The sequence below is a fragment of the Alteromonas sp. McT4-15 genome, assembly GCF_020515205.1.
Classification (GTDB): Bacteria; Pseudomonadota; Gammaproteobacteria; order Enterobacterales; family Alteromonadaceae; genus Alteromonas.
The window spans coordinates 50,639-73,148 of the sequence record NZ_JAJALG010000021.1; the positions used below are offsets into that span (position 1 = coordinate 50,639).

General features: G+C 44.9%; 22 protein-coding genes. 11 read left to right on the forward strand and 11 right to left on the reverse strand.

The window, feature by feature from the left end:
- Positions 1-43: 43 nt before the first annotated feature.
- Entirely contained in the window at positions 44-532 is a 489-nt protein-coding gene (locus LHL20_RS14375) for a DUF2167 domain-containing protein (protein ID WP_226433788.1), read from the reverse strand.
- A 197-nt stretch (positions 533-729) separates the two neighbouring features.
- Between LHL20_RS14375 and LHL20_RS14380 the strand changes: the two genes are divergently transcribed.
- Complete coding sequence (locus LHL20_RS14380; protein WP_226433789.1) at positions 730-1,302, forward strand: hypothetical protein; 573 nt, start codon at positions 730-732, stop codon at positions 1,300-1,302.
- 69 nt (positions 1,303-1,371) lie between these two features.
- Here LHL20_RS14380 and LHL20_RS14385 read toward each other — a convergent pair whose 3' ends face one another.
- Positions 1,372-2,046 carry an FMN-dependent NADH-azoreductase gene (locus LHL20_RS14385; protein ID WP_226433790.1) on the reverse strand — a complete coding sequence of 225 codons (675 nt, stop codon included), beginning with the start codon at positions 2,044-2,046 and terminating at the stop codon, positions 1,372-1,374.
- Between the two features lie 138 nt (positions 2,047-2,184).
- On the opposite strand from LHL20_RS14385, the gene LHL20_RS14390 reads away from it, so the two are divergent.
- On the forward strand, positions 2,185-3,039 hold the full coding sequence (locus tag LHL20_RS14390) for a LysR family transcriptional regulator (RefSeq protein ID WP_226433791.1): 855 nt from the start codon (positions 2,185-2,187) through the stop codon (positions 3,037-3,039).
- A gap of 7 nt (positions 3,040-3,046) precedes the next feature.
- Here the strand turns inward: LHL20_RS14390 and LHL20_RS14395 are convergent, their stop codons facing one another.
- From LHL20_RS14395 to LHL20_RS14420, 6 genes are all read right to left on the reverse strand, one after another.
- A complete protein-coding gene (locus LHL20_RS14395) occupies positions 3,047-4,042 on the reverse strand; it encodes a GGDEF domain-containing protein (protein WP_226433792.1) in 996 nt (331 codons plus the stop codon).
- A gap of 165 nt (positions 4,043-4,207) precedes the next feature.
- On the reverse strand, positions 4,208-5,746 hold the full coding sequence (locus LHL20_RS14400; protein WP_226433793.1) for an acyl-CoA carboxylase subunit beta: 1,539 nt from the start codon (positions 5,744-5,746) through the stop codon (positions 4,208-4,210).
- 72 nt (positions 5,747-5,818) lie between these two features.
- Positions 5,819-6,388, reverse strand: coding sequence for an NADPH-dependent FMN reductase (locus LHL20_RS14405; RefSeq protein WP_159623334.1), 570 nt, complete (start codon positions 6,386-6,388; stop codon positions 5,819-5,821).
- A gap of 174 nt (positions 6,389-6,562) precedes the next feature.
- Positions 6,563-8,293: an arginine--tRNA ligase gene (gene argS / locus LHL20_RS14410; RefSeq protein ID WP_226433794.1), complete on the reverse strand. Its 1,731-nt coding sequence runs from the start codon at positions 8,291-8,293 to the stop codon at positions 6,563-6,565.
- Between the two features lie 65 nt (positions 8,294-8,358).
- Positions 8,359-9,948 (reverse strand): peptide chain release factor 3, encoded by a 1,590-nt coding sequence (prfC, locus tag LHL20_RS14415; RefSeq protein WP_226433795.1) that lies wholly within the window; start codon positions 9,946-9,948, stop codon positions 8,359-8,361.
- 256 nt (positions 9,949-10,204) lie between these two features.
- Positions 10,205-10,852, reverse strand: coding sequence for a LexA family protein (locus LHL20_RS14420; protein WP_000854920.1), 648 nt, complete (start codon positions 10,850-10,852; stop codon positions 10,205-10,207).
- Positions 10,853-10,969: 117 nt separating this feature from the next.
- Between LHL20_RS14420 and LHL20_RS14425 the strand changes: the two genes are divergently transcribed.
- From LHL20_RS14425 to eexS, 7 genes are read left to right on the forward strand one after another with little or no spacing between them, the layout of a single operon-like run.
- On the forward strand, positions 10,970-11,221 hold the full coding sequence (locus LHL20_RS14425) for a helix-turn-helix domain-containing protein (RefSeq protein ID WP_000451746.1): 252 nt from the start codon (positions 10,970-10,972) through the stop codon (positions 11,219-11,221).
- Between the two features lie 55 nt (positions 11,222-11,276).
- Complete coding sequence (locus LHL20_RS14430) at positions 11,277-12,146, forward strand: hypothetical protein (protein WP_063528188.1); 870 nt, start codon at positions 11,277-11,279, stop codon at positions 12,144-12,146.
- Positions 12,133-12,795 carry a DUF6475 domain-containing protein gene (locus LHL20_RS14435; RefSeq protein ID WP_032081042.1) on the forward strand — a complete coding sequence of 221 codons (663 nt, stop codon included), beginning with the start codon at positions 12,133-12,135 and terminating at the stop codon, positions 12,793-12,795. The genes LHL20_RS14430 and LHL20_RS14435 overlap by 14 nt, the downstream gene beginning before the upstream one ends.
- Positions 12,782-13,330 (forward strand): lytic transglycosylase domain-containing protein, encoded by a 549-nt coding sequence (locus LHL20_RS14440; protein WP_004249402.1) that lies wholly within the window; start codon positions 12,782-12,784, stop codon positions 13,328-13,330. Before LHL20_RS14435 ends, LHL20_RS14440 begins: the two co-directional genes overlap by 14 nt.
- Positions 13,327-13,626 (forward strand): flagellar transcriptional regulator FlhD, encoded by a 300-nt coding sequence (locus tag LHL20_RS14445; protein ID WP_000210563.1) that lies wholly within the window; start codon positions 13,327-13,329, stop codon positions 13,624-13,626. Before LHL20_RS14440 ends, LHL20_RS14445 begins: the two co-directional genes overlap by 4 nt.
- A complete protein-coding gene (locus LHL20_RS14450) occupies positions 13,623-14,156 on the forward strand; it encodes a FlhC family transcriptional regulator (protein WP_000566753.1) in 534 nt (177 codons plus the stop codon). The genes LHL20_RS14445 and LHL20_RS14450 overlap by 4 nt, the downstream gene beginning before the upstream one ends.
- A 57-nt stretch (positions 14,157-14,213) precedes the next feature.
- The gene (gene eexS / locus LHL20_RS14455) at positions 14,214-14,645 is read left to right on the forward strand and encodes an entry exclusion protein EexS (protein WP_063527794.1); all 432 of its coding nucleotides are present in this window, start codon (positions 14,214-14,216) and stop codon (positions 14,643-14,645) included.
- Positions 14,646-14,677: 32 nt separating this feature from the next.
- Here eexS and LHL20_RS14460 read toward each other — a convergent pair whose 3' ends face one another.
- Genes LHL20_RS14460 through LHL20_RS14470 form a run of 3 tightly spaced genes read right to left on the reverse strand, consistent with a single transcriptional unit; the run spans position 14,678 to position 20,586 of the window.
- Entirely contained in the window at positions 14,678-18,247 is a 3,570-nt protein-coding gene (locus LHL20_RS14460) for a conjugal transfer protein TraG N-terminal domain-containing protein (protein ID WP_226433796.1), read from the reverse strand.
- Positions 18,248-18,250: 3 nt separating this feature from the next.
- The gene (locus LHL20_RS14465; RefSeq protein WP_105934050.1) at positions 18,251-19,639 is read right to left on the reverse strand and encodes a conjugal transfer protein TraH; all 1,389 of its coding nucleotides are present in this window, start codon (positions 19,637-19,639) and stop codon (positions 18,251-18,253) included.
- Positions 19,640-19,641: 2 nt separating this feature from the next.
- On the reverse strand, positions 19,642-20,586 hold the full coding sequence (locus LHL20_RS14470; RefSeq protein ID WP_105934051.1) for a thioredoxin family protein: 945 nt from the start codon (positions 20,584-20,586) through the stop codon (positions 19,642-19,644).
- A gap of 267 nt (positions 20,587-20,853) precedes the next feature.
- On the opposite strand from LHL20_RS14470, the gene LHL20_RS14475 reads away from it, so the two are divergent.
- Both LHL20_RS14475 and LHL20_RS14480 read left to right on the forward strand, forming a co-directional pair.
- Positions 20,854-22,089 carry a hypothetical protein gene (locus LHL20_RS14475; RefSeq protein ID WP_105934052.1) on the forward strand — a complete coding sequence of 412 codons (1,236 nt, stop codon included), beginning with the start codon at positions 20,854-20,856 and terminating at the stop codon, positions 22,087-22,089.
- A partial coding sequence (locus LHL20_RS14480) for a hypothetical protein (protein ID WP_226433797.1) occupies positions 22,082-22,510 on the forward strand: 429 nt, incomplete at its 3' end. The genes LHL20_RS14475 and LHL20_RS14480, both read left to right, overlap by 8 nt.

Consider the following 22,510-nt stretch of genomic DNA (forward strand, 5'->3'; position numbering starts at 1 on the left):
CCCACCCAACTAACTCAATGCTGGGGTAGCCCTGCTCCAAGCGCTATTCAGACTCTTCAGCAGTATCACTTTTCATTTCTTTTAGGAGATCATCATAATCTATATCTTCTGCATCTTCGTCAGAAACATAGCCATCTTCTGCATATTCTATGGTGACGCCCCATGATGCACTATCGAGTACCCGATATTCCTGCGGAAATAACATTCCAAGCATAGGCTCCCCTTCCGGGTTACCCCATGCTTCTTCTAGTACACGCTTTGTGTCTTGCGGTGACAGATAGTAGTAATCTTCGGGTACGCTAAGTGTTGCCTTACCGCCTGGCAGTGTAATTTTCCCAGTTTGATAAGTGAGCGACGCTTCAAACTCTTCTGCCCACTTCAGGTATTCTTGCTGTTTGATTTCATCTTCGGATAGCGCGGTGATAGGCTCTACAACGTCATTCGGCGTTTCAGTTACTAATGCTTGCCCATATAGTGCGGTTGATAAAAAGAGCATTGAGCCAAGCCCGAGTGCAATAAAGGACTTTTTCATAGGACATCCCTGTTATTCTTATAAGTATTAGACAATTCAGGCACAACAACACAAAAATCACTATTGCCTCTACTCGCTAATGTCTATTAGATAACCTACCTTGTCAGTTTTTTGTTTAGCGTCTTTTAAGAGTATGGCTTGGAAAACGGTTGAGCTGATTGCTACACTGATGAGGGCAATGGAAATAAGGTATCAGGATGATGATCAAGACAACGGGCACAGTACTCATCAGTGTATTAGGTTCACTTTCGGCACTAGCAAATAACCTACCTACTAAGCCTGACACTCAGGTTGAAGTGATAGAAGTAACAACGTCAAAACCACTTACACTTCTGCGTGAACAATACGAAGCCGCAACATTTGCTGTATTTGACACGTTTAACACGTTAGTTGGCGACTCTGATTTACATTATGTCTGTGAGAAAAAGAAGCGTCCGAATTCACGTTTAACGTATACTGTCTGCCAAAATGCCTTTGAAATTAGAATTAGAAATACGCTTTTCAAGCAAAAAATGGTGTCTAATCGCTCAAACTCGTTTATGGAAAGAGCATCACTTGCTCAAGCTTCAGCGGAAATGGGAACTGCTGAAATTGGAGAACTTGAAAAGTTAAAAGCAACGTTAGTCTATGAACTTGCGCAAAAAAACAGTGTATTCAAGGAGGCCTTAGTTAACTTAAACGCTGCCAAACGGAAGTACGAAGAAGCGCATGTCGCAACCTACGGCGAATTAAGTTCTTTTACGTCAGAAAACGAACCGAGCGAGAAGTAAATTCACATAACGAGTAGTTTCACTTCTCACCCCATTTTACGACCTTTTCCATGGCGACGATTATTTCAGTTACAAACCAACATGTTTAGCTAACCGCAACGCGATGTCGCCCACTTTAATTCTGGCATTATTCAAAGACGCTTGATGTCGTGCATCACCAAACTCTTGATATTCCGAGGCAACTTCATAAATATTTTCTACGCCTAAATAACGGCTTAACGTGCGAAGATGAGGAACCAAATGGCTGGCCTCTTCGTTAACTCCTCCTTTCTCAAATCCGAACTCTCCACTTGATGTCACTATCACGAGGGTTTTACCAGAAAAGAGAGGAGCCAGAGGTTTATCGCCACGAGATAGATCGAAATCAAAAGTTTTATTAATACGAATAATTTGATCAAACCATGCCTTTAACTGAGCAGGCATACCGTAATTGTACATGGGTGAAGAGATGACGATGATATCGGCCCTTTCCACTTCGTCTATTAAGGTATTCGATTGAAGCAACAATTCGCGCTGCTGTGGCGTTTGCTGTAGCTCTGGTGTAAATACGGCACCAATCCATTCTTGGGTAATAAAACCCGGAGGGTTCACACCAACATCACGATAAATATACTCATCTATAGCATTATGTTCTTGAAGTGCTGAAACTAACTGCTTAGCTAGACTTTTAGAAATAGAATTATGATCGGGGTTGGCGTTCGAAATATTTCTGACGCTTGAATCAACATGTAATAAAACACTCATTTTAGGCTTCCTCAGCTATTAAATATGTGTTTTATTTTTGCGCTTACGCTACTAGCTGACAAACGACTAACACGCATTTACAGATGAGTAAAAATCACCTATCTTTTAGCATTCATGTAGCACGAGTAGAGAAAACCTATGCAAGTGTCCTTACCTGCCCTTAAAGCCTTTGAAGCAGCTGCTAGGCTCGGCAGTTTTAAGCGTGCTGCTGAAGAGTTATCGCTAACCCCCACGGCGGTATCTCACCACATAACTAATCTTGAACAACGATTAGGCACAACGTTATTTGTCAGGCGTGCTAGACAGATAGCATTAACCGACAACGGCAAAGTGCTGTCATCAGCGACCACTCAAGGGTTTGCTACCATTACTACTGCGCTAGAAACGGTTGTTGCCAGCGAAAAAGACATTAATGTTGCCACTACCTCTTCATTTGCGGCACTTGTTCTTATTCCTGCACTACAGCAGTTCTACACTGAACACCCTGAAATCAAGGTAAACATAACCAGTGGCGAAAGTATTGAAGCCAGTAAATTTACGTTGCCAATAAGACTAGGTGATCTTGATAAACAGATACCTTCGGACATGCTTAAGCGTGAACGATTTAATCTGTTTTGCGGCCCTAACGCAGAGCTAGACTTCAGCCACAGACGCCATTTACCTATCTATACAACAGAATGGAAAAACAGCGCGCTGCCTAAAGTCCCTTTACAAGAGTGGATCCTCACTAATAACCTTGATCATCAACAATTAAGCGTAAAGTACTTCGACCAAGAACTTTTCGGGATTCAGCAAGCACTACTAGAAAATGCCTACGTTTTTTGTTCACAAACGCTCGCCCAGAACTATCTCGCATCTGGCGTACTTCGCGAGGCGCACACCACTGCTGTAAACTCGTCGCTTTGCTACTATATCGCAAACAAAGAAGCGCTCACTTCACGGCACAATGTAAAGTTTATTGAATGGTTAGAGAGCGTGCTTGAAGTGCGCTAATTCACATTTACGTTGCACTGCTGTTTTGTAGGCCTTCAGACATACCTTCTTTGAATACAACAACCTGATTTCGGCCTGAACGTTTAGCTGTGTATAAGGCGTGATCTGCCTGGCTTACTAAACCATCATCTGACATACCATGTGTCATAGTCGACACACCAACACTACAGGTGACTTCTATTTCAAAGGGTAAAGACAGTTTTTCAACACCTATTCGTATGCGCTCAGCGAGATCGATAGCGATGCTCTGTGGCGTTTCTGGCAATATAACGAGAAACTCTTCACCGCCATAACGGCCAATGGCGTCAACTGAGCGGATATTATTTGAAATACATTCTGCCATTAGCGATAGCACCTCATCACCTGCTTGGTGGCCATGGGTATCGTTTACATCCTTAAAGTGGTCTACGTCTATCATCAGAATTGAAAAAGGACGGCCGTACCGTTCGAAAAGCCCGCAGTTGTGATTAAGCGTTTCCATAATGCAAAAGCGACTTGCTACACCGGTCACTGCGTCAGTGTTAGCTTGCTGTTCCAATTCTAATGTTCTCTCTTTTACCTTTTCTTCAAGAGAGTGGTTAGCTTCTTCTAGTTGTGCTCTAAGTTCTTCTAACGCTTTATTGCGTTCTTCCAACATAGTAATGCTTGGTATGTTGATAAAAACAGGCATCAGTTTCCACAAATAGTAGGCCGTTACTATTGACACAAAACCCGTAGCAAACTTAATTGCTCCTTCTATAAAATAGTAGCCATTCCAGATATTGACGATACCAGCTAAATGCGACAAGCCACAAAATGCGATAAAGCAAGCGAATAAGGCTGCTAAACCATCAAATTTGATGTCTTTTCGTTTATATAGGAAATAGAAAATACCAAGGGGGATTACTGAATATGCGACAACTGTCATCAAATCGCCACCGAGATGCAGAAACAACAAATCCCACCGCCAAAGTAAGCAATGACCATGTGGCATTAGACTACCGTCAAATAGTCTGTCGAACATCAAAGCCTCCGTTCTATCGAATCAGGTACTACGAAAGTTTAAAGTCTAAAGTTTTTTATTTTAGATTAGTCACATAACGGTATTTCAGCCAATTAAAAAGCATGTATTTTGTTTGGCTGAATGCGATCGATAGCAAAAAAGTGGAGAACCTATTTTGGAATCATTTTACTTAACAGTTTGCGATGCGAAAAAGTCAGCAATAATGTCTCGTGTTTTGACTGGGTCGATAACGGCATCTATTTCTAATACTGACGCAACCTCACTCGCCTGCCCTTTTGCATAAGCCTGTTTCAATAAGGTGTCAAAACGTGCATGTCGTTCTTCATCGTCAGATATTTGTTCTAGTTCAGCCTTAAATCCAAGCTTTACTGCGCCTTCCAGGCCCATTGCTCCGAATTCACCACTTGGCCAAGACACCGTATAATCAGGTTGTGATGTGCTGCCTCCTAACATGGCTTGCGCCCCAAGCCCATAGCACTTCCTTAAAACAACGGCGATAAAATGCACATTCAAACTAGCCCCAACTGAGAACATACGATTCAGGCGTCGCACTGCCCCCAGCTTTTCGTGCTCAGGCCCTACCATAAATCCAGGCGTGTCACACAAACTGACAACGGGCAGCGAAAAACGCTGGCAAAGCGTAAGAAAATCAGCGCATTTCTCGGCGGCATCAACATCTATTGCCCCGCCTAACACTTTGCAGTTACTCGCGATCATGCCCACCGCTTTACCTTTAAAGCGACAAAAACCAGTAATAATTGCGCCACCGTATTGTGCTTTTAGTTCAATAAAACTGTTGGTGTCCACCAATGTATTAATGATCTGTCGAACGTCATAAGCAAAACGGCGATCATCCGGTAACAACGAAAAAATGTTCTCTTGCGATGATGCTTGCCAATGCTCAACATCACCCTGAAAGAAGGATAAACAAAACTTGGCAATATCAATGGCATGGTTTTCGTCATTAGCGACAATATCGACAACACCGTTTTTGGCTTGGGTTTCAATAGGGCCAATTTGTTCTGGTGAAAACACACCGAGCCCACCGCCTTCAATCATGGCGGGACCAGCCATACCAATACTTGACGATAAAGTGGCAATAGTGATATCCGCAGAGCCAAAAAGCGCCGCGTTGCCTGCAAAGCAATAGCCGTTATTTACCGCTATTCTAGGCACAACGCCCGATAGGGCCGCCCAATTTGAGAACGACTGGCACTGAAGCCCCGAATTAACGGTAGTAATATCAGTATCGCCAGGCCTTCCTCCCCCACCTTCGGTAAACATGATGACAGGTAGGTTTCGTTGTTTGGCAACGTCTATCATTCTGTCTAATTTTAAGTGGTGAAAATACCCCTGCGTACCTGCAAGCACGCTGTAATCGTTTATCACCAATGCCGTTGTGGTTTGTCCGGAGGGAAAAGCCCCTGCATTAACATGACCGATGCCCGTAATCACGCCGTCGGCGGCGGTATCAGACTTTAGCTTTTCATAGTCTTTGCGTTGCCTTTGTGCAGCAACGGCGAATTGCCCGTACTCTTGAAATGTTTGCGTGTCACAAAGCAAAGCCAGGTTTTCTCTAGCGCTGTTAAAACCTTTACTTTTTCGCTTTTCGATATGATGTTGACGGCCTTCGTCAGAGGTTTGGTGGATACGCGCATTAAGCGCTAAAAGCATGTTTTGCTTTACGTTATCATTTTCTTCCATGGCTTTGGTAGCTCCGCATATAACGCGCAAGGTAGATTTCTACCCTACGCGTTTTTTGCGTAATTACCAGTATTAGCTAAGTTTAGCCGCCATTTCAGCAGTTTCTTTACCTAGATTTTTCAGCTGTTTAATGGTTTTTTCGTCAGATATTTCGCCATCATCATTCATTAACGTGTTCACTTTGGCGATAGCTTTTTGATTAGGAATAACCATAGTGCCCAGGTTTTCCAACAGCATTCTTAGCACGACTAGAACGCGCATGCCGCCTAATCCACCAGCAGATGCAGCCATAATACCAGCGACTTTGCCGCGATAAGCTTGTAGCGGCTTTTCACCTTCACTCATACGCGATGCCCAGTCGATAGCATTTTTGAGAAGAGCGGGATAGCTTGAATTGTATTCAGGAGAAGCGATAAGGAAGCCATCATGGCTCATTAGCAGCTCTTTGAAGGCCTGCGCTTTTTCAGGTGTGCCAAATTCAGCTTCTTCATCTTCGTTGAATAGTGGCATTTGATAATCGGCTAAATCGATGACAGTGACTTCAGCGCCAGCTTCGCGCGCACCTTCTGCTGCGACTTTCATGATAGCTTGGTTAAATGAGCCTTTTCGGGTACTGCCTGCAAATGCAAGGATCTTGGTCATGTGGGATTCCTGTCGTTATTTTTAATGTTTTTCTTTATAGGTAACATTAGTACTAATGGTTCTGTGAAATAGCATATATTTACGCCACAGACACTATTAATAGCTAAGCATAAAAAAAGCTGACAATAATTGTCAGCCTTTTTCGATATCACCGTACGTGTTGTACCGCGAACACTACATTTTTTCTAGTGTTTCAATACCAAGTAGCGTTAATCCTTGCTCAAGTGTTTTGGCAACCAACGCTGACAGAGCCAGACGGCTATCACGAACCTGAGGCTCAATCCCGTCTTTTAACATAGGGCATGCTTCGTAGAAAGTCATAAACGCAGAGGCCACATCATAAAGATATGTACACAACACATGCGGTGTTGCTTCACGAGAGACCATACCAATCACTTCTTCAAATTGAAGTAGTAATACTGCAAGGGCATGCTCTTGCTTTTCAGCGACAGTGATGTCCACTGGCATGCTTGCCATATCCACACCCGCTTTTCTGAATAAGCTCTTCACACGAGTGTAAGCATATTGAAGGTAAGGTGCGGTATTACCCTCGAAGCTCAGCATCGAGTCCCAGTTGAACATGTAGTCTGTGGTGCGGTTTTTAGATAGGTCTGCGTATTTAACCGCGCCAATACCCACTTTACGCGCCACTTCTTTAAGCTCGGCTTCCGTTAGGTCATTATCGCGTTCGGCAATCAGTTTACCCGCACGTTCAACGGCTTCATCCAGCAATTCCACCAACTTTACCGTACCGCCAGTACGGGTTTTAAATGGTTTGCCGTCACTGCCTAACATCATACCGAATGGGCAGTGTTCGTAGGTCTGTTCTTCTTTCATAAAGCCGGCTTTACGACCCACAATTTCGGTTTGCTTGAAGTGCAGTGCCTGACGAGCATCAGTAAGAATAAGGGTACGATCAGCATTAAGTTTGCCGCTACGATAGCGCATCGCAGCAAGGTCAGTGGTTGCGTACAAATAGCCGCCACCTGATTTTTGTACAATATAAACCGCAGGGTTGCCTTCTTTATCGGCAAGTTCGGGGATAAACACCACCTGCGCACCTTGGTCTTCTACCGCAATACCTTGTGCTTTTAGGTCGCTAATAACATTGGCGAGATCGTCGTTGTAAGCCGATTCACCCATAATGTCTTTGCGCGTTAGGCTAACATTTAGCTTATCGTACACCTCTTCTGAGTGTGCAATTGATACATCGATGAATTTTTCCCATAGCGCTAGGCACTGGGCATCGCCACCTTGTAGCTTAACCACGTATTCACGTGCACGATCGGCAAAACCTTCTTCTTCGTCAAAGCGCACTTTGGCTTCACGATAAAAGTCTTCAAGGTCAGACAGGGCTGTCTCAGCCACCTCGTCTTGAAGTTTGTCAGAAAGGTGCGCGAGTAGCATACCAAACTGCGTACCCCAGTCGCCCATGTGGTTCTGACGAATTACGTTATGCCCTAAGAATTCAAGTACTTTCACCACTGCATCGCCAATGATAGTGGTACGTAAGTGACCCACGTGCATCTCTTTGGCCAAGTTAGGTGATGAGTAATCTACTACGATGTTTTGTTCTTGTGACTTTGCAATGCCAAGACGCGAATCGTTTAACGACAATTCACACTGGTTTGCAAGCCAAGCATCGCTGAGGTGTACGTTGATAAAACCTGGGCCGGCGACTTCAAGTTTGCTGGCAATGTCGTCAAGCTTTACTGTTTCAACGATCTTTTCGGCGATATCACGAGGCTTCTGTTTTAGCTGCTTAGCCAGCGCCATGGCACCGTTGAATTGGTAATCACCAAACTCTGGTCGAGCGCTGCGCGACACTGGCACGGGTGCATTGTCTACGCCCATTTCTTGTAGTGCATCAGTGAAACGGTTAACTAATAGTGCATGTATATTCATAATATATTTTGTCTTTTTTTGCTCTTTGCTCGCTTTACTCTTTGCAAGCTTTGACTTCTACAAGTTTAATTTTCGCGCGTGTTTGTAAACTGGATATCTGGATAACGCTCTTGCGCTAGCTGCAAATTAACCATGGTTGGCGCAATGTACGTCAGGTTGTCGCCACCATCTAGCGCAAGGTTTTGCTCGCCTTTGCGTCTAAACTCATCCAGCTTTTTCTCATCGCCACTGTACACCCAACGCGCGGTGGCGACGTTTACATGTTCGTAAAGCGCATCAACGTTGTATTCTGCCTTAAGGCGCGCAACTACCACATCAAACTGCAGCACACCAACCGCACCAACAATCAAATCGTTATTCGCCAGCGGACGGAAAACCTGTACCGCACCTTCTTCTGACAATTGGATAAGGCCTTTTAATAATTGCTTTTGCTTAAGCGGATCTTTTAAGCGGATACGTTTAAACAATTCAGGTGCGAAGTTTGGAATACCGGTAAAGCGATAGTTATCGCCCGAAGTAAAAGTGTCACCTATACGAATAGTACCGTGATTGTGCAAACCGATAATATCGCCGGCATAAGCTTCTTCAAGTAGTGAGCGGTCACCTGCCAAGAAGGTCAAAGCATCAGAAATACGCACGTCTTTGCCTAAACGACTATTGCGCATTTTCATGCCTTTTTCGTACTTACCCGATACAATTCGACAGAAGGCAATACGGTCACGGTGTTTGGGGTCCATGTTGGCTTGAATTTTAAATACAAAACCGCTGAATTTGCCGTCTGTACTTTCAATTTTGCCTTCTTCAGTGTCGCGGCCTAGTGGTGCAGGTGCCCACTCCACTAAACCGTCTAGCATATGGTCTACACCAAAGTTACCCAATGCTGTTCCAAAGAATACTGGTGTTAACTGACCTTCCAAGAATAACTCTTGCTCGAACTCATTCGACGCGCCGCGCACAAGCTCAAGTTCATCACGAAGCGTTTCAGCCAGATCGCTGCCTACTGCGGTATCAAGCTCTGGGTTGTCCAACCCTTTGATAATACGGACGTCTTGAATGGTGTGACCTTGGCCGCTTTGGTACAAAATCGTTTCGTCACGATGTAAGTGGTAAACGCCTTTAAAGCTTTTTCCACAGCCAATAGGCCACGTAATTGGCGCACACAAAATATCAAGCTCTGTTTCTACTTCGTCAAGTAGCTCCATAGGGTCGCGGATATCTCGGTCGAGTTTGTTCATGAAGGTAACGATAGGCGTATCGCGAAGACGCGTTACTTCCATCAACTTACGCGTTCTATCCTCAACCCCTTTCGCGGCATCGATAACCATCAAGCATGAGTCAACTGCCGTAAGTGTACGATAGGTATCTTCAGAGAAGTCTTCATGCCCAGGTGTATCCAGTAGATTGACGAGGTGATCGCTGTATGGAAACTGCATGACAGAGGTGGTAACAGAGATACCACGTTCTTTCTCCATTTCCATCCAGTCTGACTTGGCATGTTGACCAGACTTTTTACCCTTTACGGTGCCGGCAGTTTGTAACGCGCGTCCGAATAACAATACCTTTTCAGTAATGGTGGTTTTACCCGCATCGGGGTGCGAGATGATAGCAAAGGTCCTTCGCTTATTGATTTCATTAAGAAAATCTTGGTTTGCCATGTATAAATTCTTTTAGTTTGTACACGGATTTGTACACACTTTTGGAAGTACTCTCTTTTCAGTTCTTCGCTTGTCAAACCCGTCGTGTTAATCGTAATTGGCCGCTATTTTCGCTGATCTTGACTTTATAAACAATCAATGGTTATCTAATCGGTTACCATTTACTCTCAGCGTGCGCCAATGCTCAGTTGTAGCTGTTTGCAATCGTTGCTTCTTCAGCTCATGAACAACTGTGGCTAAACCACAAATTCCTTCGCTACCAGAAATCGATGATAGCTTGTCGTACTACACCGATGATGGTGCAGTTGCCGTTGATCGGTATTGCAGGGTATTGCGGGTTCAAAGGTTTTAGGTACTTCTGTTCACCATCAATAACTAACTGCTTAAAGGTTGCTTCTTTCGAATCATCCAAACGCGCAACAACCAATGAACCTGAAGAGTAAGGTAACTCAGGATCAACAACGATCACTGCCCCCTCAGGTATGGATTTTTTTCCGCTTGGATTTTCCATACTGTCGCCTTTTACGCGAAGTGCGAAACAACCCTCATGTGCTTTCCCAGTGACTTCACGCCACTCCTCAGCATCTTCATGGGCAAATCCCTCCGCTATTTCAGTCCAATCACCGGCCTGAACCCAGTTAATGAGAGGAATTCTTCCCTTAATATCAGGCCCGACTTCTACATTACCGACCCCCAAGCCAATCTCGCCATCACCTGTGGCGAGCCAATGAGCATTCACGCGAAGCGCCTCCGCGATCTGCATGGTGTAACGAGACCTAGCCGATTTACCAGAGCAAATCTGGCTGATCGACTGCTGTTTGATACCAATGCGACGAGCCAACTCAGACTGAGTCACCCCAGTAAGCTGCAAGGCATGGTTTAGTCGTTCGGATAAAGTTTTCATAAGCCCGCATTCTACAAATAAAACTGTAGTCTTTCAACAATTTTAACTGTTGACTTATCTACAGTTTAAACTGTAACATTCAATCTTGTAACAGTTATTATTGTAACAGGAGACGGTATGGAAGTGTTCAACACGACACAAAAACATCTCCGCCGTGCCATTGACTTGGTCGGCGGGCAATCAGCATTAGCACGAGCCATCAACTCAAAACAGCAAAACGTCTGGTTTTGGTTGAATAAATCAGGGCGTGTGCCCGCTGAATTCGTTTTACCCATCGAACAAGCTACGCAAGGACAGGTAACCCGATCCCAGTTAAGACCGGACATCTATCCCGAATGCCCAAGCGAGCTGAAAGCCAGTAACCAGTAGGATTAAGGGCAAATAATGGTCAGCATTTTACGTAAACACAAAAGCGAGTTCCTCCATGCGTGATTATGGCAAGGTCTATACCCGCTTTTGGCTAAAGCAAAACGTTTTGTCCTGGAGTGACTCAGCGAAGTTGCTAGGACTGTATTTGCTTACATGCCCACATTGTAATTTGCTTGGCTGCTTTCGATTGCCGATTGGTTACGTTGCTTCTGACTTGAACTGGGATGAGCAACAGGTTGCCAAGGCTCTAAATGAGTTAGAACAAGATCAGTTCCTCATTCGTTGCGAGGAATCCGGTTGGACTTTGATTCGGAGCTTTCTGAAGCACAACCCAATCGAAAACCCGAACCAAGGTAAGGCCGCCTTTCGGTTGCTAAAAGATGTACCTGCCGACTTCGTTGGTATGGCATCGCTTTTGAAATCTCTTGCCGGTTTTCAAGCTCGGCTTCCAGAAGAATTTTCATCATTGTTTATGCCTGATGGCAACCCGGTAAGGGACTCTCAACGGTCGGATGACTCTGAGAGAAGCAATAAACCAACAGTTAAAACTGTTGGCCACATACAGTTTGAAGACTTCTGGGATGTACAAATACGCAAAGAAAAAAAAGCGAAAGCCAAAGAAGAATGGCTACGCATGGGCCTCAATGAAGACCATGAACTCGCCTTGGAAGTGCTAACACGCTGGAAAGAGCAACGAGACAACCGATTGCAGTATCAAGATCGGACTAAGACCCCTATGCCACATAACTGGCTTTTAAACCGGCAATGGGAAGACGAGTACGTTCGCATTGATGAAGTACAGCAATCATCGACGAGCCTAAAGGGCAGCAATCACCAGTTGAACATTGAAGAAAGCAATCGCCGCATTGCTGAAAGCTGGGCCGGACCAGGTATTCGGGAGGTTCGTTCAAGTGCAGGAGGTTGATAAACGCGAGTTTGCTGAAGTTTGGGGAGCTGCTTGGGCCATGTATGGCAAAAGCGTATCACCACAATTGCTATCCATCGCATTTGAAGCCCTTCGTGCTTATAGCATTGAAGAAGTGCGAATCGGTCTGACTCGGCATATTCAATCACCGGATACTGGGCAATTTTTTCCAAAGCCCGCTGACGTCATCAAGCATATCGATGGCAACTCGGGTTCAAGAGCCATGGTTGCTTGGAACAAAGTTGACAAGGCTGTTCGTCAGGTTGGCGCTTGGACATCCGTGATGTTTGACGATGCGCTTATTCACCGCGTTATTTCAGACATGGGGGGATGGGTTGAACTCTGCAAGGTAGATGACAGGGAATACCCCTTTAAACAAAAAGAGTTTTTAACACGCTACCAGGCTTACTTGTTGCGGGACGAAGTGGGTGAATACCCAAGGCTATTACAAGGTATTGCAGACCATCAGAACCAGCAAAAAGGATTTGATATGCAAGCGCCGGTTGCCGTGGGCGACTGGTCAAAAGCAGCACAAGTTTATACAAGAGGCATCACCGACTTTAGCGCAGTGCCTTTGAAAAGAATAAGCCCGAAAGCCATTCAGGCGCTTCTCGGAAATCAATTAGAGGACAAAAATGAAAACGATTAAATCAAAAACCATTGCCCTAGTGATAGCCATGTCCGCAAGCACTTCAGTCTATGCGTTTCCGGGCTATCAGTGGGAAAAAGCAGCACAAAGCGTTGGTATTGATCCAGTCATGCTCTACGCCGTTGCCTTGGCTGAGTCGGCCTCACATCGTGGTCTCAACATGACCAGTCCATGGCCATACGCAATTCGCAATGGTTCAAACGCAACCTACGCCAAATCTAAGACAGAAGCAGAGAAACTGTTAAACCAAGCACTGCAAGAGACTGAAAAATATCAGCTCGATATTGGCCTTATGCAAATCAATTTGCATTGGCATGGGCATCGGGTGAGCTCAGCAGCGGAACTGCTAGACCCCATCACCAACCTTACGGTCGGCTCAAGTATTTTGGCCGAAGCAATCAAGTCTTCACCAAATGATTTAGAGCTTGGCATAGGCCGCTATCACAGTTGGAACGAAGAGCGTGCACGCTGGTATGGGCAAAGAGTGCTTTCTATCTATCGCAATATTTTACATGAACTGGAGGTCCGTCAATGACAACCAATCAACAAGACTTCTATCAATTAAATTTGGCGTACCTACACGCAGCACGAGAATTAGCGCGAATTGATCCGCAAGAGGCCGTCTTGCGCTTTGGACTTACACGCGACGTGGTTGATGCTTTGATTAATGCTGGTGTTGATGACCTGCAACGAGTGGCGACCTCATCATTCATGCTGTTTCAACCAAGGGGTAACCAAAGCCAACTGATTGAGATGGTGAAGAGCAAAGGCACAGGTATCCCAAGAATCGCTTATTTATTATCAACCCTAAACAACAAGGGGGATGCATGATTGATAACCTGTCCAAAAGTGAGCTATTTACCCGAGCCTCGCTGCTTATTAAATACGGATTTCGAACAACCATTATCGCGCTCGATACAGGTTTGCCAATCCACATTATCAGAAGGCTCCATAAAGAAGTGACTGGCAAGTCACCTTGTCCTGGTCAATTGCCAGAATCTGATGCCATCGTCAAAAGCAGAAGAGCATTAGTTGAAGGCTCCCTGCTTATGGCGCTTTATGTCAATATTGGTGGTGATAATGTCTACAAGCAATTAAATATCGATGCTTTGATGAAGGCTTACGATGCGTATTTGGTTGCAAGAGAAGAAGCAGATCTTCCAGCTGAGATCCCCTGGAAAAAACTGACCATCAATGAAGGTTGGGTTCTAGCTCGTGATTTAAGATCACAGCTTGCATCCTTACACCGGTGTCGATGCGGCAGTCTGTATTTGACGGTATCACAACAGCGCATTCAGCTTAAATGCCCTGTGTGTGAGATTATGGCCGAGCAAACCACTAGAGCACTTTTTGAGAACTAACATGCTGATGCATGATTTGATTGTGCACCGTCTGTGCACTTTGAGAGTACTAAGAAGATGACAAACTTACTTAAATCTTTACCAGCACGCTGCTGGTTTATATCACTGGGGCTTTTTCTGGCGACTTTGGCAGCGGCTCATTTCTTTCCATCAGAAATATTAACGGCATCTGCCAAGTTAGCGGCTTTGCCATTTCTGTTCTGCACCGTCGTTTTTTTCAGCTACTTGGGATTCAAAGCGACCTGTAATCCCATCGGACTTATAGCCATAATCACTATGCTTGTAGCAATCGCATATTGGCAAGCGAGTTGGACAATTGTTGGTTTGGGACTCTTTTTCTTAGCTATTTGTACTGGAATTAGATTCTTGAGTAGCCAAGTTAAAGATTCGGGTAGAACTTTGAGCATTGAAGAAAAATGGTATTGGTATAAGCTCCATTCGTTTTTTGATGGCTTTTATCCAAGGTATCCCAAAAAGCCAAAAAAATAGCCAGCCCATCACAAGCTGGCTACCTTCTGTTTTTAGTTCCTTCCTGAAGCCTGGTTATAGGCCCTAATATCGATCAAGTTGTTCTGAGCATAATCTCCAGCGAGGGATGCATTTGAGATCACTGCAATCTGCTTATCCACAAATGCTTTATCTTCTTCGGACACACTGTCGGGGATGTAAGCACCGCTCTCATCTTTTTGACGATACTCATTTAGCATTTGCTCCCTTAGACCAAGCATTTCAGGCGACCAACTCGATGAGTCTTCAGAGTTGAAAACGCGCCCCGCCAAACCTTCATTGAAAGCTTGAGCGAACACTTGACTTTGAATCGGGGTCAATCCCATTCTCTGCCCTTCGCTGTATGCTTCCTGTTTAAAATCATCGGCATACTGTTCTAAGAACTCACCATATCGATTGTTAACTGCCGCACCGAATGCCCCAGCCAACATGGCTTCAGACTTAGTACCCCAGTTTACTTCGGAGGCATACTGCGAACTCGATCCACTGTATGCATCATTAAACGCCGTCAATGGGTTTTCCAAAGAGGTTCCGGCGTCAACGGCTGCTTTTAAGCCATCCCAGGTTGATTTACTGGCCACCGTTGCATTGTGCAAGAAACCTCGTGAGCTAGGGTCTTCAAGTGCTTGCTCCTTGTAACTCTCATAGTCTTCGCCAAAGTGATTCAAGGTATGCAGTGCTGCATCAGTATGCTTGCCACTGAAGTCACCAATAGCACTGGCGCTGTTGAAGAACATTTCAGCACCAGAAACTCCGCTATCATCAGCCATAATGCGAGATCGCCACTGAGAGCCAGCTTCACTGTTTAGTCCAGATTGATAGGTACTTGTGTCAGAAACTACGGCCTGTTGGGCTTGTTGTTGATGCGCATTTAGTTGTCCATCAACACCAGACAAATTAGTTTGGTAAGCTGATTGAGCTGCGTTGAACTGAGTTTGAACAGTTGCAGCATCCTCGTAGCCGCCCAATACACCCGATTCCACTTGGCTTTGAGTGCCACCAAAAGTAGGTGCAGTTGATGACAAGCCTTCATTAGAGCGTGGCTGAATAGATCGTAAATCGGCTCCGGTAGCCATGGCCATAACAGTCATTGCTGCTTGATAGTCATTGTCTCGTTCAGCGGGCGTCGAGGAGTTGCTATAGGTTAAAGACTCCATAGCTGCGGCCACATACGCCTGATTATCATCAGGTAGCAAGCGCTGATACATTGGAAGGTTTTCACGTAATCGGTTACCTGCTTCAACATGCTGGTTCATATAGCGACCTAAATAATCCATGACTTCAGGATTATCCGCTGCTAATCGAGTTAACGTCGCACCATCCGTGTTCCTTTGTCCTGATAGACTGTAGCTGGCCTGATCAAGCTCACTAAAGCGGTTTGATGCCGTGATAACGTCTTGTGCTGAACTCTGAAGTGACTGATAGTCTTGATTAGACAACGACATCTCAACGCCAGAGCGTCTTGAATCTGAAAGGTCCTTAACCATCGCATCGCGAAACTCAGCACGTCGTGAATCACTCGATGCCAAGCTTTGCATCTCCCCAGTGAGCGTATTTGCGGTCGTAGACCGAGAACTGCCTTCTGACGACTCAACTTGGCCACTAAAGTTACCACCTAGATCCAACCCAGCTCGTACCCTTGATAGTTTTGGTACACGAGATGAATCTGGCTTATCAACTCCAGGCAAGTTGCCCTGTGGAGAATCATTGCCGCCAGTACCAAGAAGCCTTCCAAGAAAGCCCTTATCAGCAACTTCTTTCTCACCGGGATTAGTAATAGTTCCATCGCCACCGACCCTTAGGCCTCCCGATAGCACGCCCGATACCAAGCCACGTACAGCATCTTTTTTATCGTCTCCAAAACCATACCGAGTTTGCAGGTCATCAGTAACCTGATTAACAACGGCGCTAGATGCGGAGTTAGATGAGCCGATCTGACGTCCAACCGAAGACAGGTTGTCGTAACTTAGCTTTTCACCAAAAGTTCGACTCATAGTATTCCCAACCTGACGACTAAAGGCTTGGGTTGCTTGAGTCATGGATTCTTTTGCAGAGCCAACCATTGAACCCACTGCGTTTCCTACAGAGAAACTGCTTAGTAGGTTTGACGCGCCGGTCATAGCAGAACCAGTGAGGGCTGAATTTTGGAACATTGACTGTGATTGCATTACCGGGGCATTTTTCGCGACATCTGGACTTGTCATCTTTTCATCAATGGCATCACCGTTTTGAAGACGTCCAGCCAAGTGGGTAGCGGTTATTGCTGAGCCATAAACGAGCATGAGCGAAATCGCCGGAACACTCGACGCCAACATGCCGCCAGTCGCTATCCAGGTTTGCAGCACTGAATCCATCTGCATCATCCCGGCAAAAGATGGCACTTCTGTACCTGCAAAGGCATCAAGAGCCGACATTTTCCCTGCAACGGTTAAATGAATATACAGGTTAATGATGGCCATGACAGGCATCCAAAGTTGAATCCAAAGCAGGATTAACAAGTACTTCCCAGCCATTCGCATCCCGATTTGGCCAAGGGCTATCACAAAGGCCATCAAAGGGGTGATGGCGTAAATGAAACCCTCAAAAAACGTCATCATCGGACGAACGATACTTTGGAACAGGGTCTGCTCCGCCGCCCATTGTGTATTGCGCTGTTCAATCGCTTGGTTAACCATAACGGCTGCGGTGAAAGCTTGATCATCCATATACTTGCCCGTCACGCTTTGCTCATAAATAGGTAAAAGCACCGACGCGGTCATGTACTCTTGGGTGTTAACCGAGGCCAAACCAAGATTATTCAGTGCATTTCGGATCACGTCATCAGTATCAGTGGCTGACGAAGTTCCCAATGAGGCTGACAGAACCTGTTTAAGCCTTGGAATGAAGGTTGATTCTGTCATGAGTTTCAGTTGGCTATAGGCATCGGTGCAGTCCAAATCGCTACTGCTACCACTGAGCATGATGCGCGTGCCATAAATGCGCGAATCAAACCTAATCGCAGTCATCGGGTTAGGATCACTCAGCACCTGATCGAGGTTCTTTTGGCCAATGTCGATACCAATCAAGGTGCACTCTTTAATGTAGTTAAACCAAGATTGCTCGATATCCGAGCCGCCGACACGATTTGCATCACCCAACCCAGAGCGATCCATCACCTGTTTTCTCACTTTAATCAGTGTCTGTAAACTGGATGCAAAGCCGTATTCCGTCATGGCGGGAGTTGAGAACGCCGTTTCAAACAATCGCGTGATTTGAAATCCAACAGTCGAAATTGTACTGCCTGCGGCAGCAACACCGATGGGCACATTATCAACCACTCGAACTTGTCCCGTGTACGCATCCTCAATGCTCACACGGGTACTGGGTCCAAACATGGTTGCAAAGACTATCCATGAGACTAAAACGTGCTGAAAGTTAATCCCTCGACCACCTTGCATTAAGGCCTGAACAGAGACCATCAATACCCCAATGAGCAAGCCAATGCGAACCATTGAAGTAAAGTCGCCTGTACCAGTAATCATCGCGACAGCGTTCAAGACCTGCTCTAAAAATGCCGAATCCCCGATGGAATAGATCTCCCACATGACCTATTCCCCCAGTGCCGTAGATTTAACGGTGTAATAACGCTGCTTGCGAATGGTCTGAATCACCTGGTTAAAATGCGCCAGCAATTCTTGCTCTGAACCGTATCTTCGCTGTAACGCGGCGTATTCCTCATTGATTTGGCGACGTGCACGTTCAAGGTCTTCCGTTAACAACTTCGCATAGGCATGATCTTCCACACCGGAGGTACTTCTAGCTGCATTGAGCATGTCTTCAACCAATGCTCGGGCCATCTCAACAGCAATAAATGGCGCAGCTCTTGAAGCAAACGACCTAGCAGCCCCTTCATTTAATGCAGAAAGTGTTCGAATCATGCCGCCAATACTTGCAGGAGCCGAGGTCATAAAAGCCTTTTCGGTGGTGCTAGCTGCCCCAGTATTTCGAGCAAACTTAAATATAATGCCGTTACTAGAACCTGTACCAAGAAGTAAATTTTCGACCTGAGTTGATAACCCGGTTAGGGTCACGTTAGTGATTGTCGGATTTAGACAGCCGTCTTGTGTCACTGTGTCACATCGGTACATAGCGACGTTACCGCCATGAATTAGATGCTCAATAGTCACTTTATTGCCATTCAGTCTGGTCAGTTTTGGGGCTTTACCTTGACCATCAGCCGCATTCGCTAAATCACCAACGATGATCGAGCCCGTCACGGACATAACCGCTTCAAGAAAACGGTCATCCCCCGATGCAAACCAGCTTGATGCCGAGTGACGTTTCAGTGCTCGCCAGACCAAGTTACCTTTAATCGTTTTGTTCACATCAGATGCCGCGACACTTGAAGCATTCTCGTAAGGGTTCTTACCATTGGACTCACTCCAACTGGTAAAAATGTCTCCAGCCCCTTTAAGTGAGCTCAACATGCTGGCCTCTGTTTGCCCCTTCTTACCAAAGGCGGCCAGGGTATCGTTCACGACTCCCTGAGCCATTTGACAGGAATTGCCAAAATACTCGTTCAACTGCTGGATTTTCTTTTGCAGTGTCTCCATGTGCTGGGAGCATTTCTCACACATAGCACTGAGCGCCAATTGGAATGCGTATCCCTTGGCATTTGCCGCTACAGAGCGAAGTAATTGAACAAACTGATCTGCATTAACAAATGACAAACTTCCAGCGAACATATCAATGCCGCCACAACCGGCTTGGAATGACGGAGGCACCATAGAGACGAGGTTCTCGTTCATGATCCTGTTACGAACAACAACACTTCCACCAGATATAACGCCACGCCGCTGACTCTCGAATACACCAGGCGCAGTGGTGTTGGTCATTGAACCAAACAACTGATTCATCTCCTGTTGCAAGCTTGCTTGGCTCATAGATGAAAAACCAATCGCACAGGCGATTAGCGATACTTGGAATACTTTTTTCATCGTTATAACCCTCCTTGTGCACGCAGATAGCGAACAAGGAACTCAGGGTCCTGTAATATTTTTTCGTTAAGCTCTTGGGCTGACATCGCGAGTGAAACGCCGGGCTGAACAGGTCTGGTGGCATAGTAAGTTTGATCGTCAATCCAACCGGCTTGATGGGCTGCAAGAATGATTCGATTATTGAGCTCATCAAGGCTCATTGCGCCCTGGCCAATCGGAGTGATGACATTAGGCGGGTCTACTAAGAAGACCGCAGGAACAGTCGTAACGGACAACGATTGTGCTTGTCCTGAATCGACTTTGTAATTTGGAAATTCTCCACTTGGTAAAGGCAAGCCATCGACAGCAATAGCAAACACCTCGAAACCGTAGTTCAAAGCCATGGATTCGATGATAGGCGCTTGAGCATGGCAATAAGGGCAATCCGAACGATAGAAGAAGAACAAGCCAGCCCGTTTTGCTACTTCACCTAAAGCTACATCACGTTGAGCGCCAGCTTCTCGATCCATCCGATTGGCAGCATAGGTCGCCAAGGGTCTGCGACTGATTTCATCTAAAACAGGATCGCCCATGACCACCTGCTGACTAACATCAGCAAACTGTGAGCCCTTATCCATCATGACTCGCTGGAGATACAGATAGGCTCTGACATTCTCATTCGTCGGCTCATCAATCGCCTTGTCCATAAACGACTGCATGTGCTCACGAAACCAAGCTGCACTGAAAGGCTTTAGTTCGCTCTGACTGGACTCCACGACACCAGATTCCGGCTTTGTAAGCTCATCAGGCTGTTCAGGCTCAGCTATAACCTGATACCAAAACCAGCCTTCCTGACCACGCTGATAGAATGGCCCATCATTAGCATGGGCGGGCAAGATGAATACAAAGAAAATAATGATTGGGATGGTCACCCATAGGATAAACCAAGGTAACAAAGGGGTTCTCATTGTCAGCTCCAGAAAATTTCATAGAGCTAACATGCTAAAGGTCCCCTTTAGAGCGATAGGCCAGATAGATGAAGGAATCGTGTGTGTTTCTGACTAGCTGTCTTGACCAGTAACAGCTAACTTTAATAAGCCAAAAATATGGTTTTCCGTTTTGAGCTAGGAGCGGACATCGAACTATCATACTTTGCAGAGGAAATATAGCTGTGGGTTAACTTTTAAAGAGTGATCGTGTACATTGTCCAGATTAAATCAAGATGACACTTTTTTATGGCAGTAGAGACTATCAATAGGGAAGCTGGAGACTCTGGCAAAGGCTTTAGATTACAGCTCATAAGGGCGATTAAGCTCATGCTGCAAACGATTCAGCAGGATAGAAGTACTGTATTTTTTACTGCGGTGGAAAATCTCGAAGATGTTTCCCATCAGACTATTGTAGATGGAGAAGTCAGTAATTACTTCGAAGAAGACAAGAATTATGACTTGAATGGCAATTTCACAATTTTTAGTCCTCCGGTTATAAATACGTTGGTCAGTTTTTATGACATCTATGTAGATCAATTTCGCACCAGCAACAGCGTATATTTGGGCTTTTACACGACGAGGGATGTCGGTAAGGAAAGAAAATCCAAGCTCAATAGCGGTAAAGAAATAGCTCTACCAGAAAAACCAATTTTAGAAATTCTTCAATCGTTTGATGATGTTTCAGACGATACAATTAATTTAGTAAAAGAAATTCTTGTTGAAGAGTACGCTTCCCAATATAAAGAAAAGTCTAAGTCAGGAAACTTAGAAACGCTTCGGGGTCTAAGTGCTGATAGGTTTAAAGAGTTTTTGAGGAAAATTTTATGGCATTTCGGTCAGGAAGATGAGGATGCTCTCAAGCAGACAGTTTTAAAGGATATTGAGTATTCACCACTTCACAACAATGCTCATATAGGCAAAGAAAAAATAATATTTTGTTTGTTAATGGATAAGCTGAGTGAAAGGCAAAATAGTAAAAACTTAGTCGATAAGTTGGTTCATAGTTCAGATGTAAAACTGATTTTTAAAGAAGCAGAGTCTCAAATTCCAGACGAGAGTATAGACCCTACTTGGCGCTATATCGCCGAGCTTGAAAAGGATGTGACCGACAAGCGAAATCTGAAGGAAAAAGTACTTTCAGTAATAGAGGATATTTCAGATCGTCGAATTAGACTGTTAGCAAGAAAAGCAAGTGGCTCTAAGTATGAAGAGCGTGAAGCAGACAAGTCTTTTTTGTCTTTGAAGTATCGTGTTTTTGAAGCTTGTGAAGAATATTTTTCAGATGATGGATATGTAGCCCCTGAAAGCGGCAACGACTTGGATGCTGTTCTTCAAACGCTCTTATCAAAAGCAGTAGAAGATATTTCTAAGTTAAAGACCGATTACAAATATACGATTTCTAATGATAAAACAATAGAAGGAATTATTTGGAATTTATTTGATGGGTGTTTTTTAGCTTTTGATGAGTGTAGTGATGAGTGATGTAAGTACAAAGAAAAGGCTAATGTACTTAAGCGGTGAAGATTTCTATCTTTATTGCTATTCCGTTCTTGTTATTTTGGATTCTTTAGGTTGTCGTGATGGGAGATTTTTTAGAGACTACAGGAAGTTGGCTTTTTTAACTGACATTATCAGTAATGATAAAACAGTCTATGTGGTTTCTCATTCTTCAGCGGAAAAAATGAACCCTAAAGATTATGAGTGTTTACTTGACAGCTATTCGAATGGATTAACTAGAAGAAGTGAAATTCTTAAGTTGTTGTTTGTTCTTGAGAAGAGAGGCTATGTGACTTTGAATCGAGGTAAAGCACAAGAAATTGATGTTTCTTTGACTAAGGATAACCTTCCTAATGACTTTTTAAACAGCAATGTTTTCGAGTCGGAATCTAAGAATATAATAAAA